At 71.5% G+C, this 16921-nt stretch carries 16 protein-coding genes; 2 read left to right on the forward strand and 14 right to left on the reverse strand.

The genetic code is table 11. The features are described from left to right. Window positions 1–66: 66 nt before the first annotated feature. The 4 genes from ACFE76_RS03235 to ACFE76_RS03250 all read right to left on the reverse strand — a co-directional run bounded on the left by ACFE76_RS03235 (window position 67) and on the right by ACFE76_RS03250 (window position 5915). Entirely contained in the window at window positions 67–2604 is a 2538-nt protein-coding gene (locus ACFE76_RS03235; RefSeq protein WP_375430296.1) for an ATP-dependent Clp protease ATP-binding subunit, read from the reverse strand. Window positions 2605–2870: 266 nt separating this feature from the next. Beyond that, a complete protein-coding gene (locus ACFE76_RS03240) occupies window positions 2871–3197 on the reverse strand; it encodes an Lsr2 family protein (protein ID WP_375430297.1) in 327 nt (108 codons plus the stop codon). Between the two features lie 43 nt (window positions 3198–3240). Further along, window positions 3241–4176 carry a carboxylating nicotinate-nucleotide diphosphorylase gene (gene nadC, locus ACFE76_RS03245; RefSeq protein WP_375430298.1) on the reverse strand — a complete coding sequence of 312 codons (936 nt, stop codon included), beginning with the start codon at window positions 4174–4176 and terminating at the stop codon, window positions 3241–3243. After that, entirely contained in the window at window positions 4173–5915 is a 1743-nt protein-coding gene (locus tag ACFE76_RS03250) for an L-aspartate oxidase (protein ID WP_375430299.1), read from the reverse strand. Before ACFE76_RS03250 ends, nadC begins: the two co-directional genes overlap by 4 nt. On the opposite strand from ACFE76_RS03250, the gene ACFE76_RS03255 reads away from it, so the two are divergent. Both ACFE76_RS03255 and ACFE76_RS03260 read left to right on the forward strand, forming a co-directional pair. Beyond that, the gene (locus tag ACFE76_RS03255) at window positions 5914–6888 is read left to right on the forward strand and encodes a hypothetical protein (protein WP_375430300.1); all 975 of its coding nucleotides are present in this window, start codon (window positions 5914–5916) and stop codon (window positions 6886–6888) included. The genes ACFE76_RS03250 and ACFE76_RS03255 overlap by 2 nt on opposite strands. 12 nt (window positions 6889–6900) lie before the next feature. Further along, window positions 6901–8055 carry an NADH-quinone oxidoreductase subunit D gene (locus tag ACFE76_RS03260; protein ID WP_375430301.1) on the forward strand — a complete coding sequence of 385 codons (1155 nt, stop codon included), beginning with the start codon at window positions 6901–6903 and terminating at the stop codon, window positions 8053–8055. Window positions 8056–8102: 47 nt separating this feature from the next. Here ACFE76_RS03260 and ACFE76_RS03265 read toward each other — a convergent pair whose 3' ends face one another. From ACFE76_RS03265 to tilS, 10 genes are all read right to left on the reverse strand, one after another. After that, entirely contained in the window at window positions 8103–9077 is a 975-nt protein-coding gene (locus tag ACFE76_RS03265) for a hypothetical protein (protein ID WP_375430302.1), read from the reverse strand. A 151-nt stretch (window positions 9078–9228) separates the two neighbouring features. Next, window positions 9229–9909, reverse strand: coding sequence for a hypothetical protein (locus tag ACFE76_RS03270; RefSeq protein WP_375430303.1), 681 nt, complete (start codon window positions 9907–9909; stop codon window positions 9229–9231). 105 nt (window positions 9910–10014) lie between these two features. Continuing rightward, window positions 10015–10515, reverse strand: a complete 501-nt coding sequence (locus ACFE76_RS03275; RefSeq protein ID WP_375430304.1) for a DUF3180 domain-containing protein — start codon at window positions 10513–10515, stop codon at window positions 10015–10017. Window positions 10516–10518: 3 nt separating this feature from the next. After that, on the reverse strand, window positions 10519–11082 hold the full coding sequence (gene folK / locus ACFE76_RS03280) for a 2-amino-4-hydroxy-6-hydroxymethyldihydropteridine diphosphokinase (RefSeq protein ID WP_375430305.1): 564 nt from the start codon (window positions 11080–11082) through the stop codon (window positions 10519–10521). Further along, the gene (gene folB, locus ACFE76_RS03285) at window positions 11069–11443 is read right to left on the reverse strand and encodes a dihydroneopterin aldolase (protein ID WP_375430306.1); all 375 of its coding nucleotides are present in this window, start codon (window positions 11441–11443) and stop codon (window positions 11069–11071) included. The genes folK and folB overlap by 14 nt, the downstream gene beginning before the upstream one ends. Window positions 11444–11504: 61 nt before the next feature. After that, window positions 11505–12362 carry a dihydropteroate synthase gene (gene folP / locus ACFE76_RS03290; RefSeq protein ID WP_375430307.1) on the reverse strand — a complete coding sequence of 286 codons (858 nt, stop codon included), beginning with the start codon at window positions 12360–12362 and terminating at the stop codon, window positions 11505–11507. A 3-nt stretch (window positions 12363–12365) separates the two neighbouring features. Further along, complete coding sequence (gene folE, locus ACFE76_RS03295; RefSeq protein ID WP_375430345.1) at window positions 12366–12953, reverse strand: GTP cyclohydrolase I FolE; 588 nt, start codon at window positions 12951–12953, stop codon at window positions 12366–12368. A gap of 29 nt (window positions 12954–12982) precedes the next feature. Beyond that, window positions 12983–15094 carry an ATP-dependent zinc metalloprotease FtsH gene (gene ftsH / locus ACFE76_RS03300; RefSeq protein WP_375430308.1) on the reverse strand — a complete coding sequence of 704 codons (2112 nt, stop codon included), beginning with the start codon at window positions 15092–15094 and terminating at the stop codon, window positions 12983–12985. Window positions 15095–15394: 300 nt separating this feature from the next. Further along, the gene (gene hpt, locus ACFE76_RS03305; RefSeq protein ID WP_375430309.1) at window positions 15395–15946 is read right to left on the reverse strand and encodes a hypoxanthine phosphoribosyltransferase; all 552 of its coding nucleotides are present in this window, start codon (window positions 15944–15946) and stop codon (window positions 15395–15397) included. Then, on the reverse strand, window positions 15939–16916 hold the full coding sequence (gene tilS, locus ACFE76_RS03310) for a tRNA lysidine(34) synthetase TilS (protein ID WP_375430310.1): 978 nt from the start codon (window positions 16914–16916) through the stop codon (window positions 15939–15941). The genes hpt and tilS overlap by 8 nt, the downstream gene beginning before the upstream one ends. Window positions 16917–16921: the final 5 nt, after the last annotated feature.

The following is a 16921-nucleotide window of genomic DNA, read 5'->3' on the forward strand; positions in this document are numbered from 1 at the left end:
GACGCCGAACGGCCCGGTCCACCACCGAAGAGGTGACGGGCCGGGCCGTCCGGATCTGCGTCGTGACTACTCGGTGCTGGTCGGCTCCGGGTCGGTGAAGCCCTCGATGATGCCGCCGAACTCGACCGGCGGGACGTCCGGCGCGGCCGAGCGGTCGTTCCCGGTGAAGGTGAACGGCTCCTCCGCCCCCGGGTCGGCCACGTCGACGACCACGATCTGGCCGGCGTGCAGCTCGGAGAACAGGATCTTCTCCGCCAGGGTGTCCTCGATGTCACGCTGCAGGGCACGGCGGAGCGGCCGGGCACCGAGCGTGGGGTCGAAGCCGCGCTGGGCGATCAAGGTCTTCGCGGCCGGGGTGAGCTCGATGCCCATGTCCCGGTCCTTCAGCCGCAGCTCGATCTGCGCCACCATCAGGTCGACGATCCGCTCGATGTCCTCCTGCGACAGCTGGCGGAACACCACGATCTCGTCGACACGGTTCAAGAACTCAGGCCGGAAGTGCTGCTTGAGCTCGTCGGCGACCTTGGCCTTCATCTTCTCGTACGAGCCGCCGGTCGACCCGCCACCGCTGAAGCCGAGCGACACGCTCTTGGCGATGTCGCGCGTACCCAGGTTGGTGGTCATCACGATGACGGTGTTCTTGAAGTCGACCACCCGGCCCTGGGCGTCGGTCAGGCGACCTTCGTCCAGGATCTGCAGCAGCGAGTTGAAGATGTCCGGGTGCGCCTTCTCGACCTCGTCGAACAAGACGACGCTGAACGGCTTGCGCCGCACCTTTTCGGTGAGCTGGCCACCCTCCTCGTAGCCGACGTAGCCAGGAGGTGAGCCGAACAGCCGGGAGGCGGTGTGCTTCTCGGAGTACTCGCTCATGTCGAGCTGGATCAGCGCGTCCTGGTCGCCGAAGAGGAACTCGGTCAGCGCCTTGGTCAGCTCGGTCTTCCCGACGCCGGACGGGCCGGCGAAGATGAAGGAGCCGCTCGGCCGACGCGGGTCCTTGAGGCCGGCGCGGGTACGCCGGATGGAACGCGACAGCGCCCGGACGGCGTCGTGCTGGCCGATGTAGCGCTTGCCGAGCTCCTGCTCCATGTTGAGCAGCCGGGCCGACTCCTCCTCGGTGAGCTTGAAGACCGGGATGCCGGTGCTGGCCGAGAGCACCTCGGCGATGATCTCCTCGTCCACCTCGGCCACCACGTCGAGGTCGCCGGACTTCCACTGCGCCTCCCGCTCGGCGCGGGCGGTGAGCAGCTTCTTCTCGTCGTCGCGCAGGCCCGCGGCGCGCTCGAAGTCCTGCGCGTCGATCGCCGCTTCCTTCTCGAGCCGGACGGCAGCGACCTTCTCGTCGAACTCCCGCAGGTCCGGCGGCGCGGTCATCCGACGGATCCGCAGCCGGGCGCCCGCCTCGTCGATCAGGTCGATCGCCTTGTCGGGCAGGAACCGGTCGGAGATGTAGCGGTCGGCCATCTGCGCCGCAGCCACCAACGCCTGGTCGGTGATGGTGATCCGGTGGTGCGCCTCGTAGCGGTCGCGGAGCCCGCGCAGGATGTCGATCGTGTGGGCGATCGTCGGCTCGGCCACCTGGATCGGCTGAAAGCGGCGCTCGAGGGCGGCGTCCTTCTCCACGTACTTGCGGTACTCGTCCAGCGTGGTGGCGCCGATGGTCTGCAGCTCACCGCGGGCCAGCATCGGCTTGAGGATGCTGGCGGCGTCGATGGCGCCCTCGGCGGCACCGGCCCCGACGAGGGTGTGGATCTCGTCGATGAAGAGCACCACGTCACCGCGGGTCTTGATCTCCTTGAGCACCTTCTTGAGCCGCTCCTCGAAGTCACCGCGGTAACGGCTGCCGGCCACGAGCGCGCCGAGGTCGAGGGTGTAGATCTGCTTGTCGCGCAGCGTCTCGGGAACGTCACCGCGGACGATGGCCTGCGACAGGCCCTCCACGACGGCCGTCTTGCCGACGCCGGGCTCACCGATCAGCACCGGGTTGTTCTTGGTACGTCGAGAGAGCACGGTCATCACCCGTTCGATCTCTTTCTCACGTCCGATGACCGGGTCGAGCTTGTTCTCTCGGGCCGCCTGGGTGAGGTTGCGGCCGAACTGGTCGAGCACCATCGACGACGAGGGTGTGTTGCCCTGCTCGGGCGCACCAGAGGTCGCGGCCTCCTTGCCCTGGAATCCGCTGAGCAATTGCAGGACCTGGTTGCGTACGCGGTTCAGGTCGGCGCCGAGCTTGACCAATACCTGTGCGGCGACGCCTTCGCCTTCACGGATCAGTCCAAGCAGGATGTGCTCGGTACCGATGTAGGAATGGTTGATCTGGAGCGCCTCACGCAGGCTCAGCTCGAGCACTTTCTTCGCCCGGGGCGTGAAGGGGATGTGGCCGCTCGGAGACTGCTGGCCGTGGCCGATGATCTCTTCGACCTTCTGCCGGACCGCCTCGAGGGAAATGCCGAGGGACTCCAAAGCCTTGGCGGCGACACCCTCGCCCTCGTGGATCAGACCCAGCAGGATGTGTTCGGTGCCGATGTAGTTGTGGTTGAGCATACGAGCTTCTTCTTGTGCCAGCACCACGACACGACGGGCTCGGTCGGTGAAACGCTCGAACATGGTGATCGCTCCTCGCCTGCGACGCGGTCCTCCGCCCTTGTGCGGGGGCCGACGCCGTCGCTGCTCACTGTAGTAGGCCGTCTTGCGCTCAACCCGAGATCGAGTCAAGCACGTCTGCCTTGCCGACACACAACATCGGCCGACGGGGTGGACAACGTGGGTCGACAGCGGGAGATTCCGCCTGAGCGGGTCACGTTCGAGCCCTGCGGAGCGCGGAGCGCGAGTTTTCGTTCGCCCAGAGCGCAACCCAGGAAGCGCCTCTGCGGTCAGCCGTGGGCTTGCTCGAACGCCTCCCGCACGTCGGCGGAGACCCGGCCGCGGCTGCTCACCTCGTGGCCGTTGGCCAGCGCCCAGGCCCGGATCTCGCTGGTGCTGGACGTGCCGGCCGGCTTGGCCGGGACGCCCCGCTTGCGTCGGCCGCCGGTCTTGCGGGCGTGCCCGATCCAGGGAGCCAGCTCGTCGCGGAGCTTGGCGGCATTGTCGCCGGAGAGGTCGATCTCGTACTCGGCGCCATCCAGAGCGAAAGTGACCGTTTCGTCGGCACTTCCACCGTCGTAGTCGTCTTCGAGAATGATCTGCACCCGCTGAGCCATTTGTCCTCCACCTCGTTGCCGTATCTAAGCGTCCGAAATCACGCTACTCCACGTCGGCCGATTTGCCGAGGAACTCGCAGGCGATATCCAGAATTGGTGCCGAGTGGGTGATCGCCCCGACCGCGACGTAATCGACGCCGGTCGCGGCAACGCTAACGGCGTCGGCGAGCGTCAGGCCGCCACTCGCCTCGAAAGTCGCGCGCCCTTTCAGCTCGGTCACCACCGCGGTCATCTGTGCCGGGTCCATGTTGTCCAACAACACGTCTCGCGCGCCGGCGTCGACCACCGCGCGCGCCTGTTCGGCTGAGGTGACCTCGACCTGCACCCATACCTCGGGAAACGCCGCCCGAACCGCTTCGAACGCCGCCACCACCCCGCCCGCGGCGACGACGTGGTTGTCCTTGATCAACGCGGCGTCGACCAGCGACATCCGGTGGTTGACGCCTCCGGCCACCCGGACCGCGTACTTCTGCAGCACCCTCAGCCCGGGCACGGTCTTGCGCGAGTCCCGGACCCGGGTGCCGCTGCCGGCGAGGGCGTCGACCCAGGTCCGGGTGGCGGTCGCCACCCCTGACATCAAGGTGAGCAGGTTGAGGGCCACCCGTTCGGCTCTCAGCAGCGCCCGCGCGTTGGCCCGGACGGTCAGCACGACATCGCCGGCCTCGACCCGGTCGCCGTCGCGGCGGGTCAGCTCGACGTCCACCGGCCCCGCGGGCTCGCAGACCTTGACCAGGGCGTACGCCGCGACCGACAGCCCGGCAGGAGTCCCGGGCCGGCGGACCACGAAGTCTGCCCGCGCCTCGGCAGCCGCCTCGACGGTGGCGACGGAGGTCACGTCCACCCCTGCGCCAGTCCCGGGCGGCAGCACGCCCCGGCCACCGAGGTCCTCGCCGAGGGCTTCCTCGACGATCAGGTCGACGGCCGCCAGGTCCAGGCCGTCCGCGACGACCAGGGCCTGTGCGTCGGCCAGGGTCGTCATGTCGCCACCGGCTCGGGCTCGGCCGCGGCGGCGAGCGAGACGAACGTGTGGGCCAGACCGGCGGCCGGGTCGGCCTGCACCAGCAGGTGACCGTGCCAGCGAACCTGGCGACCTTCGACGTCGTCGCGCCAGTGCGCGCCGCGCGACTCCTCGCGCAGCAAGGCCGAGCTGGCCACGGCGGTGGCCACGGTCAGCAGGTTCGTGGCCTCCCACGCCCCGAGGGCCGCCTGGTCGCTGTCGACCTCGGCCAGCCGGCTGAGCTCGGTCAGGCAGGCCACCAGCCCGGTGGCGTCCCGCAGTCCGCCGGCGTACCGGCTCATCGTGGCCTGCAGCGCTGGCACGACCGCGGCGTCGACCAGGCCCGGGGCGCGGTCGTCGGTGGCCGGCCGGCGCCGTGGTGGCGGGTCGGTCCGCAGCCGCTCCGCGATCCGACGGGCGAACACCAGACCCTCCAGCAGCGAGTTGGAGGCCAGCCGGTTGGCGCCGTGCACGCCTGAGGAGGCCACCTCGCCGCAGGCGTACAGCCCGTCGAGGGTGGTGGCGCCGTCGAGATCGGTCTGGACGCCGCCGCAGAAGTAGTGGCAGGCGGGCGCGACCGGGATCAGGTCGCGGGCCGGGTCGATGCCGAGCTGCGCGCAGCTGTGCAGGATGGTCGGGAAGCGGACCCGCCAGGTCTCCTCGCCGAGCGCGCGACCGTCGACGTAGACGTGGTCGCTGCCCTCACGCGCCATCTCTTTCATGATCGCCTTGGCCACCACGTCGCGGGGGGCTAGCTCGGCGAGCTCGTGCTGGCCGCGCATGAAGCGCTCGCCGGAACCGTTCACCAGCAGACCACCCTCACCGCGGACTGCTTCACTGACCAGAGGCAGCTGCCCACGCGCGCCCTGGCCCATCCACAGCACGGTCGGGTGGAACTGGATGAACTCGATGTCCCGCGCCACCGCGCCGGCTCGGAGGGCGGCCGCGAGCCCGTCCCCGGTGGAGACCGGCGGGTTGGTGGTGACGGCGTAGATCTGGCCGATGCCGCCCGTGGCCAGCACGACCGCGCGGGCGTGCACCGCGCCGACACCGCCGCGGGTGCCCTCCCCCATCACGTGCAGGGTGACCCCGGCGACCGCCGGCGCCTCACCGGGAGCGACCTCGGCCGGGATCAGGTCGAGCACCAGGGCGTGCTCGACGATCTCGATCGCGGGGTCGGCCACGACGCGGGAGACGAGCGCACGCTCGATCTCGGCCCCGGTCGCGTCCCCGCCCGCGTGGGCGATCCGGTTGCGGTGGTGGCCGCCCTCGCGGGTCAGCTCGAGGGCGCCGGCGGCGTCCCGGTCGAACTCGGCGCCGCGGGCCATCAGCGTGGCAACCTCCTCCGGTCCCTCGCTGACCAGCACCCGGACGGCCTCCTCGACGCAGAGTCCCGCCCCGGCGACCAGGGTGTCCTGGACGTGCTGGTCGACGGTGTCGCCCTCGGCCTGGACCGAGGCGATCCCGCCCTGGGCCCACCGGGTCGAGCCGGCCGCCACCACGTCCTTGGTGACCACCAGCACCCGGCCGAGGTCGCGGCACTCCAACGCCGCGGTGAGACCGGCGATGCCCGAACCGATCACGACCACGTCCACCTCCTGCACCCAGCCCGGGGGTTCGCAGGCGAGCCGGGCCGGCAGGTGGGGCAGTGGCGGGAGACTCGGCAGGGTCGCGAGCAGGGGCGAGGGCGGGGACACGACGTCGGGCACCATGACCCCCATGGTCCCTCATCCCGCGCTGTGGTTCGACGCCTGGATCGAGGCGGCCACCGGAGCCGACGGCTTCTGGGCGGGGTCGCGTCCGGCTGAGCACTTCGCCACCGCCGTGGCGGTCGGGCCCGAGCTCGCCGAGGCGGTGCGGGTGCTGCTGCGTTCCTTCCCCGACATCGTCGCGGTGGTCGACGTCGGCGCCGGCGACGGCGCGCTGCTGAGCGCGCTGGCGGCGACGCGCCCGCCGTACGAGCTGGTGGGGGTCGACGTACGGCCGCGGCCTGCCGGGCTGCCCGACGAGGTGGGCTGGCTGACCGACTGTTGGGACGTACGGGCGGACCGCTGGATCAACGGGGCCGTACCGGAGCTGCTCGGCGGCCTGTGCGGCCCCGCCCTGCTGGTGGCCACCGAGTGGCTGGACGACCTGCCGTGCCGGGTCGCGGTCGGCAGACCCGGCGGCCTTCGTGAGCTCACGGCAGACGGGACCGCCGGTCCACCGCTCGCGGCCGAGGACCAGGCGTGGGTGGACGAGTGGTGGCCCGAGGGGGACTCGGTCGAGACAGGCTTGGTGGAAGTCGGAGCCACCCGGGACCGTGCCTGGGCCACGCTGCTCGCCGCGCTCGCGCCCGTCGGCGGACTGGGGCTCGCCGTCGACTACGGCCACGTCAAGACGGCCCGGCCCGGCCTCGGGTCACTGGCCGGCTTCCGTGCGGGCCGACCGGCCGCGGCGTTCCCCGACCGGCGGGCGAACCTGACCGCGGCCGTCGCCGTCGACGCCCTGATGGCGGCGGGCGAGCGAGCGGGCACGTCCACCCAGTGGTGCCGACGGCAGGCTGACGTCGTCGGCGAGCTGGCAGACCTACCGCACGACGAAGATCCGCTGCAGGAGCTGGCGGCGCGCAGCCGACGCGCGGCCCTGGGCCGGACCGGCGACTGGGGGTCGCACTGGTGGTTGCTGCAGCGGGTCGACCCGCCAACCCTGTGACAACCTGAGGCGGTGCACACGCCGCTCCGGGTCCTGGTGGGCTCGCTCGGCCGCGGGGTGCTGCCCGACGCGGCCGTGGAGCCGCCGGCCGGCACCGTCCTGCTCGACCTGGGTCCGGACCACCCGAGCACGGCGGGCCTGCTCGAGCTGGCGCTGTGGACCGAGGAGGGAGTGGTCAGCGCGGCCAGCATCACCGTGGGCGCGATGCACCGCGGCGCGGAAAAGCTGTTCGAGGTCCGCGACTACCGCCAGATCGGCATGCTCGCCGACCGCCACGACTGGCAGGCGCCCTTTTCCGGCGAGCTCGGGGTAGCGCTGGTCGGCGAACAGCTGCTGGGGCTGGAGGTGCCCGTCCGGGCCCGCTGGCTGCGGACCTTGCTGGCCGAGCACACCCGCATCCTCAGCCACCTCGGCTTCCTCAGCCACCTCGCCACCGGGCCCGCCCGGCTCGCCGAGGTCCGTACGGCGCGGGAGCGGCTGCGCGACCAGACGCTCCGGCTCACCGGGAACCGCATCCACCCGATGGTGGCCCGGATCGGCGGTCTGGCCACCGACGCCGACGACGGCTGGCTCCGGCAGGAGCACGAGGAGATGGGCGCCGTGGCCGCGCTCGGCCGCCGGCTGGCCGCGACGGTCGACGAGACGGCGGGTCTGGCAGGTGTCGCCGTGCTCGGCCGCGAGGTCGCGGCCGGGTACGGGGTGAGCGGAACGGCCGCCCGGGCCAGCGGCCTCGCCCTCGACCTGCGGTCCAGCACCCCCGGCCTGGCGTACGGGGAGCTGGTCGGCCTGATCGCGCCCGCGCCGACCGAGGCCGGGGACGCGGCGGCCCGCTTCGCGACCTTCGCGCACGAGGTCGTGGAGAGCAGCAGCCTCGTGCGGGCTTGCGTCGAACGGCTGACCGGGCTGCCCGGTCCGGTGGCGGTCCCGCTGGGCAAGGTCGTGAGGCTGCCCGAGGGCGAGGGGTACCTGGCGCTGGAGGCTCCGCTGGGCCTGGCTGGCTTCTACGTGGTCTCGCGCGGGGAGAAGACACCGTGGCGGTTCAAGCTGCGGACCCCGTCCTTCAGCAACGTCGCGGCCCTGGAGTCGGTCCTGGTCGGCGTCCCCGTCGCTTCCCTGGAGGTCGCCCTCGCCTCCATCGGCTACGTGGTCGGCGACATCGACCGCTGACTCAGACTCCAGCGAGCGATCCTGCCGCGTAGTCGCGTCAGGATCGATCAGCAGGCCGCCCAGAGGTCGCTTTCGGTGGCTCCGAGGCAGCGGGCGCACCGACTGGGCAGCCCGGACCAACCGTGCCGGATCAGGATGGCCGCCACCTGCGCGGCAACTTCGCACGGACGGTCCAGCACGTCGATCCACCCGTAGCGCAGGGTGATCAGCGCGGCCAGCACGAAGCGGTTGTCGCGGTTCATGTCGCGGAACCGTCCTTCGCCTTCATGACCGAGTCGCCCGTCGAGCTCCACCAGCAGCGCCCAGTCGTCGTACCCGACGTCACTGAGGTAGGGCAGTCCCCTGCGCGAAGCCTGGCGGTGTCCCTCGGGCAGGTGATGAGCGCGCTCGACGTCGCGCAGGTAGGTGAGCTCCAGGGCGGAGTCGATGCCGGTGCCGACGTCGCCGAACAAGTCCTCCAGGAGCTGTCGGTGCGGGTGCCTCGGTCGGTCAGCCAGAGCCGCGGCCAGCCGCGGAGCACGGGTACGTCGATGCTGTACCGCGCGCGTCACCAGGTGCACGATCTCGCGCGTCGTAGCGATCGCGGTGAGGTCAAGCACCGTGTCCTCGACATTGAGGCGAGGAGGCGAGCCCGCCGAGCGGGGCGAACGTACGCCGGGGTTCTCGCGAGTGAACGCCCACGGACCGGCGGTGCGATAGCGACCGCCGGCCGGGACCAGCACGTCGACGACCGGCGGCGGCTCCGGCAGGATGGTGTGCAGGAACCCGGACGACTGGGGGCCGAGCCGGGCCTCTGACCCGCCGAGCAGCACCCCTCCCCAGGCGAGCGCGTCCCACGTCGGCGGGCTGGGCAGCACGTAGTAGAGGCCAGGAGCCAGCGCCTGCCAGAAGCCGCTTGCCTTCAGCCGGGCCAGCACGTGATCAGTGACGCCGTGGCCTCGCACCTGCTCGCGGCTGAGGACTCCCGCCTGCAGCTGAGCGAGTCGGAGGAGCGGCTCGGGGATCTCCTGACGCGGGTGCACCGGCTCAGTCTTGGCAGCCAGACACCGGTTGGACAGGGCCTGGACGTAGCTGGGGACAACCCGGCGCCAGTCTCAAGACCTGTGGACAACTCTTCGCTGATCGATCCTGACGCGACTACGCGTCAGGATCGAGCGCTGGGACGGGCAGACCTCAGGCGAGGCGGCGGTCGACCTCGTAGTTGGGGAGGACGGCGGCGAAGGTGGGCAGGTCGGTCACGTCGGACTGCTCGACCGCGGCGAACTCGGACCGGCTGCGGCGCGGCAGGTGGTGCACGTCGGCACGGGCGTCCGCCGCGGCCTGCAGCTGGGTCCGGAGAGTGTCGATCTCGGCGTCCTGGGAGCGGACGGTGCTGCGCAGCCAGGAGATCACCTTGTCCCGCTGCTGCAGCTGGCCGCGGAGGGTGGTCCGGTCGCCCTCGAGGGCGAAGATCTCGTGCCGGAGTCCGGCGATCCTCACCCGCTGGCCCTCGACCACGCCGGTCACCTCGCGGACGCGGCCGCTGAGGGTGGTCACCACGGAGGCGTTGTGCTCGCGCTCGGTCCGCAGCTGGTCGCCGTGCCGCTGGGTGGCCTGCAGCAGGGTCTGGGCGTGCGACCGCTCGGCGGCGAACAGCTCGCGCCAGGCGAGGACGCAGGCCGTGACCGCAGCCACCACAGCAATGCCGACGCCGATCCGGGTCGCCCAGGTCGGCCCGAAGGCCGCTGCCACGGCGAGCACGGTACCGACGACGAGCACGACCTCGGCCGCTCGGCGCAGCCGTGAGGGCCGGGCCGAACGAGCCGGCGTACGGCGGGACGCACCACGAGCGACTGAAGCAGCGGAGGCGGACACGCGGTCACAGTAGTGCTCGCGGACGGCCGCGCCCGGGAGCGGCGCGCGGGGCGCCCATCCAGAACCCGGGATCGGCGACCCGTCGTGGAGGTCGAGTGGGCGCCTTCAGCGCCGCGGCGGCGTCCGAGGGTCGTCGTCCTCGTCGTCGCTGCCGGGCACCTTGCACGCCCGCTCGAGCCGGAGCCCCACGAGGCACAGGGCGACGCCGGCGACGATGGCCACAGCCGAGTGGACCACCCGCTCGCGCGGGGCCGCCGCGTCGAACCGACCGAGGAAGAGCAGGGCGAAACCGAAGTAGCCGCCGGCGACCAAGGCTCCGGCGAGCGCGGAGGCCTTGCCCAGCACCAGGAAGGCCACCGCCCGAGAAGCCTCCATCCGCTCCCGCCGGACCTGGATCCGCTGGTGGGTGCTGTACGCGAGCACACCGACGAGCGCCGCGAAGACGGCGAGCCCGATCGGCGCCGACCAGGGGATCCGCGGCGGTACCGCGCCGAGGGCGTTGGCCACCACCACGATCAGCCAGCCCGCCAGCCCACCGAAGATCGCCGCAACGACGAGGGCGCGCAGCGGGGTCAGCGTGATCGACCCGCCGGGTTGCTGAGCCAAGTATCAGTCGCTCTCGATGGTGAGGTCCTCGCGCAGCTTGACCCCTGAGGTGTCCACCTCGGCGACCAGGTCGGCCACGGTACCGACGCCCGGCAGCACGCCGCGGCCGTCGATCTCGGCCCAGGGCACCAGGACGAATCCGCGCTCGGCGGCCAGCGGGTGCGGCAGCTTGAGGTCCGGCTGGTCGAGCTGAGCGGTGCCGACGAGGATCAGGTCGACGTCCAGCGTCCGGGGGGCCCAGTGGCCCGCGCTGCGGTCACGGCCGTACGCGTCCTCGATCGCCAGCGCCCGCTCGAGCAGCGTCCGGGGTTCGAGGGTCGTCTCGGCCACGAGCACGATGTTGAGATACTCCGGGCTGTCCTCGCTCCCGCCGACCGGCTCGGTCTCGTACACCGAGGAGACGTCGACCACGATCACGTCCGGGGTGTCCCCCAGCGCGTCCACCGCGCCCTGCAGGTGGCCGAGCCGGTCGCCGAGGTTGGACCCGATCGAGTACACGACCTTGCGCAGCGGCTTCATCCCGCTGAGCGTGTCGGTGTCGATCGCGTGCGGGTTAGGACTGGTCATGCTTGCTCCTTGTCAGGCTGACGGCGACGTCGGCGAAACCGACCGGCATGGGGGCGCCGGGCTTGTGCACGGTGACGTCGACGGTCTCCACGGCGGCGCGGCTGAGGCACGTCCGCGCCACGCGGTCGGCGAGCGCCTCGATCAGCTGCAGCGGGTCACGTTCGATGTCGGCGACGACGTCGGCGGCGAGTGCGCCGTAGTCGACGGTGAGGCTGAGGTCGTCGGCGGAGGCAGCCGGCGCGAGGTCGAGGCCGCAGACGACGTCGACGACGAACTGCTGGCCCTGCTCGCGCTCGATGTCGAAGACCCCGTGGCGGCCGAAGCCGACGAGTCCCCGTAACGCGATTCGATCCCGAGCCATGCCCACCTCCTTGGCGCGCACCTTATCTGACCTGGACGACCATTCCGCACCCGCGAACTCCTCAGCCCGAGGGACGGTCCTGCAGCTGCTGCACCACCGCGACGGCGTCCCGGCTGGCCCGTACCGAGTGCACCCGGACGCCCCACACCCCGCGCCAGGCCAGTAGCGTCGTCAAGGCGGTGGTGGCGTCGTCGCGCTCGTCCGGCGCTCGCGGCCGACCGTCCGGCCCGGCGAGCAGCGAGCCGAGGAACCGCTTGCGCGATACCCCGACCAGCTGCGGCACCCCGAGGACCTCGAGCTCCTCCAGCCGGCGGAGCAGCTCCCAGTTGTGCTCGCCGGTCTTGGCGAAGCCGAAGCCGGCGTCGACCACCAGCTGGTCAGGCTGGACCCCCGCCGAGCGGGCCCGCTCGATCCGGTCCTGCAGCTCCCGCAGCACGTCGGTGACGACGTCGGCGTAGACCGTCCGGTCCTGCATCACGTCGGCGTGCCCCCGCCAGTGCATGCAGACGTACGCAACCCCGAGGTCGGCCACCGTGGCGAGCATCTCGACCTCGGCGAGGCCGCCGGACACGTCGTTGACCAGCCGGGCCCCCGCCGCCACCGCCTCGGCCGCCACCTCGGCCCGCATGGTGTCAACGCTGACCACCGCCCCGGTCGCCGCCAGTGCGCGGACCACCGGCAGCACCCGACGCAGCTCCTCAGCGGTGTCGGGACGCTCCGCACCGGGACGGGTCGACTCGCCGCCCACGTCGATGACGTCCGCACCCTCGGCCAGCAGCGCGAGGCCGTGGCCGATCGCCGCGTCGGGGTCGAACCAGCGACCGCCGTCGGAGAAGGAGTCCGGCGTCACGTTGACCACCCCCATCACCTGGGTGCGGTCGAGCCGGGGCAGTCCCCGCACCGCCCCGAACGGGCCCATCACTCAACCCTTCATCAAGGTCATGGCCTCGGCACGGGTGGCCGCGTTGCGGAGCTGGCCGCGGACCGCACTGGTCACGGTCTTGGAGCCGGGCTTGCGGACGCCCCGCATGGTCATGCAGAGGTGCTCACACTCGAAGACGACGATCACCCCGCGCGGCTGCAGGTAGCGCTCCATCGCGTCAGCCACCTGCTGGGTCAGCCGCTCCTGCACCTGCGGCCGCTTGGCGTAGACGTCGACCAGCCGGGCCAGCTTGCTCAGGCCGGTGATCCGACCGTCGAGGGCCGGGATGTAGCCGAGGTGCGCGACGCCGGTGAACGGCACCAGGTGGTGCTCGCAGCAGCTCCAGACCTCGATGTCCTTGACCAGCACCAGCTCGTCGTGGCCCAGGTCGAAGCGGGTGGCCAGCACGGTCTCCGCGTCCTGGTGCAGTCCCGCGAACATCTCCGCGTACGCCCGGGCAACGCGCTGCGGAGTGTCCTGCAGACCGTCTCGGTCCGGGTCCTCACCGATCCCGACCAGGATCTCGCGGACCGCCGCGGCCACCCGGTCGTGGTCGTAGGGCGGCCGTCCGGCGGCGGGTTCCCCGATCTCGACGTTGAGATCAGGGGTACCGCGGTTCACCGGAAGTCGGGGCCGCGCGGCGGTTGGCCGTCTCCGCTCGGTCCGGGGAGCTGCGGCGGGATACCGGTGTGGCCGGGCGGCAGCGGGGCGCCGCCGGGGGGCAGCTCGTTGCCCGGGCCACTACCGGCGACCGGTACAGGTGCGCCGTGACCGTTCGCTCCAGGAGCCAGCCGGCCGTTCGGGCTGTGCCCGTTGCCGTTGACCGAGGCCGGCGGCATCACCGGCGGCACGTCGGAGGGCACCCGCAGGTCCGAGCCGGTCCAGGCCGGTCGCTTCGGCCAGAGCCGCAGCGGCTGGAAGACCTCGGCCACCTCGGCCCGGTCGAGCGTCTCGCGCTCGAACAAGGCCCGGACCAGGTCGTCGAGGACGTCCCGGTTGGCGGTCAGGATGTCGAACGCCTCCTGGTGGGCGGTGCTGATCAGCTTGGAGACCTCCTCGTCGACCACCGCCGCCACCTCCTCGGAGTACTCGCGGCCGTGGCCCATGTCGCGACCCATGAAGGGCTCAGACTCTCCCGAGCCCAGCTTGATCGCGCCGATCCGGTCGGTCATGCCGTACTGGGTGACCATCGCGCGGGCCACGTTGGTGGCCTTCTCGATGTCGTTGCTGGCGCCGGTAGTAGGGTCGTGGAAGACCAGCTCCTCGGCCGCCCGGCCGCCCATCATGTACGCCAGCTGGTCGAGCAGCTCGGCGCGGGTGTTGGAGTACTTGTCGTTCTCGGGCAGCACCATCGTGTAGCCCAGCGCCCGACCGCGCGGCAGGATCGTCACCTTCTGGACCGGGTCCGTACCCGGCAGGGCCGCCGCGACCAGGGCGTGGCCACCCTCGTGGTAGGCGGTGACGAGCTTTTCCTTCTCGTTCATCAGCCGGCTGCGCTTCTGCGGCCCGGCGATGACGCGGTCGATCGCCTCGTCCATGTACTCGTTGGTGATCACCCGCGCGTTCTGGCGGGCGGTCAGCAGGGCGGCCTCGTTCAAGACGTTCGCCAGGTCGGCACCGGTGAAGCCGGGAGTCCGGCGGGCGACGGCACCGAGGTCGACGTCCGGGGCGACCGGCTTGCCCTGGGAGTGCACCGTGAGGATCGCGAGCCGGCCCTTCATGTCGGGCGCCTCGACCGCGATCTGGCGGTCGAACCGGCCTGGCCGCAGCAGGGCGGGGTCGAGGACGTCGGGCCGGTTGGTCGCGGCGATCAAGATCACGCCGCCGCGGACGTCGAATCCGTCCATCTCGACGAGCAGCTGGTTCAGCGTCTGCTCGCGCTCGTCGTGACCGCCACCCATACCGGCGCCACGGTGCCGGCCGACGGCGTCGATCTCGTCGATGAAGACGATGGCCGGGGCGTTCTCCTTGGCCTGCTCGAACAGGTCGCGGACGCGGCTGGCGCCGACGCCGACGAACATCTCGACGAAGTCGGACCCGGAGATGGAGAAGAAGGGGACGCCGGCCTCACCGGCGACGGCCCTGGCGAGCAGCGTCTTGCCGGTACCGGGCGGGCCGTAGAGCAGGACGCCCTTGGGGATCTTGGCCCCGACCGCCTGGAACTTCGCCGGCTCGGCGAGGAACTCCTTGATCTCCTCCAGCTCCTCGATCGCCTCCTCACAACCCGCGACGTCACCGAAGGTCGTCTTCGGCGTGTCCTTGTTGGCCACCTTGGCCTTGGACTTGCCGAACTGCATCACCCGGCTGCCGCCGCCCTGCACCGAGTTGAGCAGGAAGAAGAAGAGGACACCGATGATGATGAACGGGATCAGGGTGCCGAGGAGCGAGGAGAAGAACCCGGGCGTCGGGTTGGTGCCCTGCCAGCTCTCCAGCGACTTGTCGGTCACGCGCTGGTTGAGCCGGTCGACGAGCGCGTCGCTCTGGTTGCCCACCCAGCCGGCCTTCAGCTTGGTCCCGTCGGCCCGGGTGAGGCGGATCTCCTGCTCACCGTCGATCAGCTCGACCTCCTTGAGCGGGTCGTTGCCGTTGATGACCGACACGACCTGGGAGGTGGGCACGTCTTGGTAGCCGCCGCTCAGCGATCCGCTGGCGTTGATCAGCCCACCGATCGCGATCACGGCGAGCACGATGTAGAGGAGCGGGCTACGCAGCACGCGTTTGAAGTTCATGACCTGCCTAGGAGTCGGGGGCACATGTCGGCCCTCTAGCGGTCAAGGCTAGCGGTGATCGGCAAGAATGATCTGGTCGCAACCCGCCTACGCTCTCAGCAGAAGCCGGTTCCCGCAGCGCCAGATGGGCGGACGCGAGCTCAACTCCGCGGACCCGAGTGGCGCCTCTCCGTCGAGCGTCGTTAGGCCGGCCCGATGCTGTCTGGACGACGAGAGAGGGCCGACACGCTTTTCGTCGGCCCGAGTGAGGAGGAAGGCAGCATCTTCAGGGCCGGCCGAGCGCGAGCGGAGCTCAGAAAATCAGCTGTAGACGTGAGGTGCGAGGGTGCCGACGGAGGTGAGGTTGCGGTAGTGGCCGTTGTAGTCCAGGCCGTAGCCGACGACGAACTCGTTCGGGATGTCGAAGCCCACGTAGGCGACCTCGACGGCGTTCTGCTGGGCCTCGGGCTTGCGGAAGGCGGTCATGATCTTGAGGCTGGCGGGGCTGCGGGAGAGCAGGTTGCTGACCAGGTAGGACAGGGTCAGGCCGGTGTCGATGATGTCCTCGACCACGAGCACGTGCACCCCGGTGATGTCGGTGCTGAGGTCCTTGAGGATGCGGACGACGCCGGAGGACTGGGTGCCGGAGCCGTAGGAGGAGACCGCCATCCAGTCCATCCGGCAGTGGATGCTCAGGGCGCGGGACAGGTCGGCCATCACCATCACCGCACCGTTGAGGACGCCGACGAGCAGCAGGTCCTGGCCGGCGTAGTCCTTGTCGATCTCCAGCGCCAGCTCCCGGATCCGCTCCCCCACCTCGTCCTTCGTGTAGAGCACGCGGGTGAGGTCGTCGGACAGCTGGGTGTCATCCACGGCCGACAGCCTGCCACAGCAGCCGTCCGTCGCGGCGTGTCACCGTCCCCCTCGGGACGGCCACGGCCCGCTGGCCGTGCCACTGCCGCACGAGCGACTCGACGGCCACGACGTGGTCGAGCTGCAGGTCGTCCGACCCCGCACGGGTCAGCCAGCGGCGCAGCACCCGCCGGCGCAGAGCGGTCGGAAGTGCGTCGAGGTGGACGCAGTCAAGGGCGTCGGTGCCCGGGTCAGCCGCCTCGGCGAGGGAGTCGAGCAGGTCGGCGTCGTCGCGGGCGAGCGCCGCCGTCCGAGCCAGGGCGGCGGCGACCCCCGGTCCGAGCTCGGCCTCGAGCACGGGCAGCACCCGGTGCCGGACCCGGACCCGCGCGTACGCCGGGTCGTCGTTGTGCGGGTCGGACCAGGGCTCCAGCCCCAGCTCGACGCAGGCGCGGACGGTCACCGCCCGGGTGAGGCCGAGCAGCGGCCGCCGATAGTGGCCGGTGCGTGGCGCCATCCCCGCCAACGAACGGCTGCCGGAGCCCCGCGCCAGACCCAGGAGCACCGTCTCGGCCTGGTCGTCGCGGGTGTGGCCCAGGAACACCGTGGCCGCCCGACCGGCCACCCCGACGACGGCCGCCGCGTCGAGAGCGGCGTACCGGGCCTGGCGGGCGGCCGCCTCAGGACCGGAGCCCGCGTCGGGGTCGACCACGACCGCCACCTGCCGGACGTCGATCACCCCGAGGCCGCTCGACGCCGCTGCCGCCCGGGCGGCGACGCCAGCCGAACCCGGCTGCAGCTGGTGGTCGACGACGACGGCGGCGTGCGGCAACCCGAGCCGGACGGCGGCGTACTGGACGGCGAAGGCCAGGGCCAGCGAGTCGGGGCCACCCGAGCAGGCCGTCAGCAGCGCCTGGTCGTCGGGCTCGAGCGCGGCGGCGACCGCCTGCACGACCTGCAGCGAGGCCGGGCCCAGCGCGCGACGGGCCACCGGAG

This window comes from uncultured Friedmanniella sp., assembly GCF_964244005.1.
GTDB lineage: Bacteria > Actinomycetota > Actinomycetes > Propionibacteriales > Propionibacteriaceae > Microlunatus.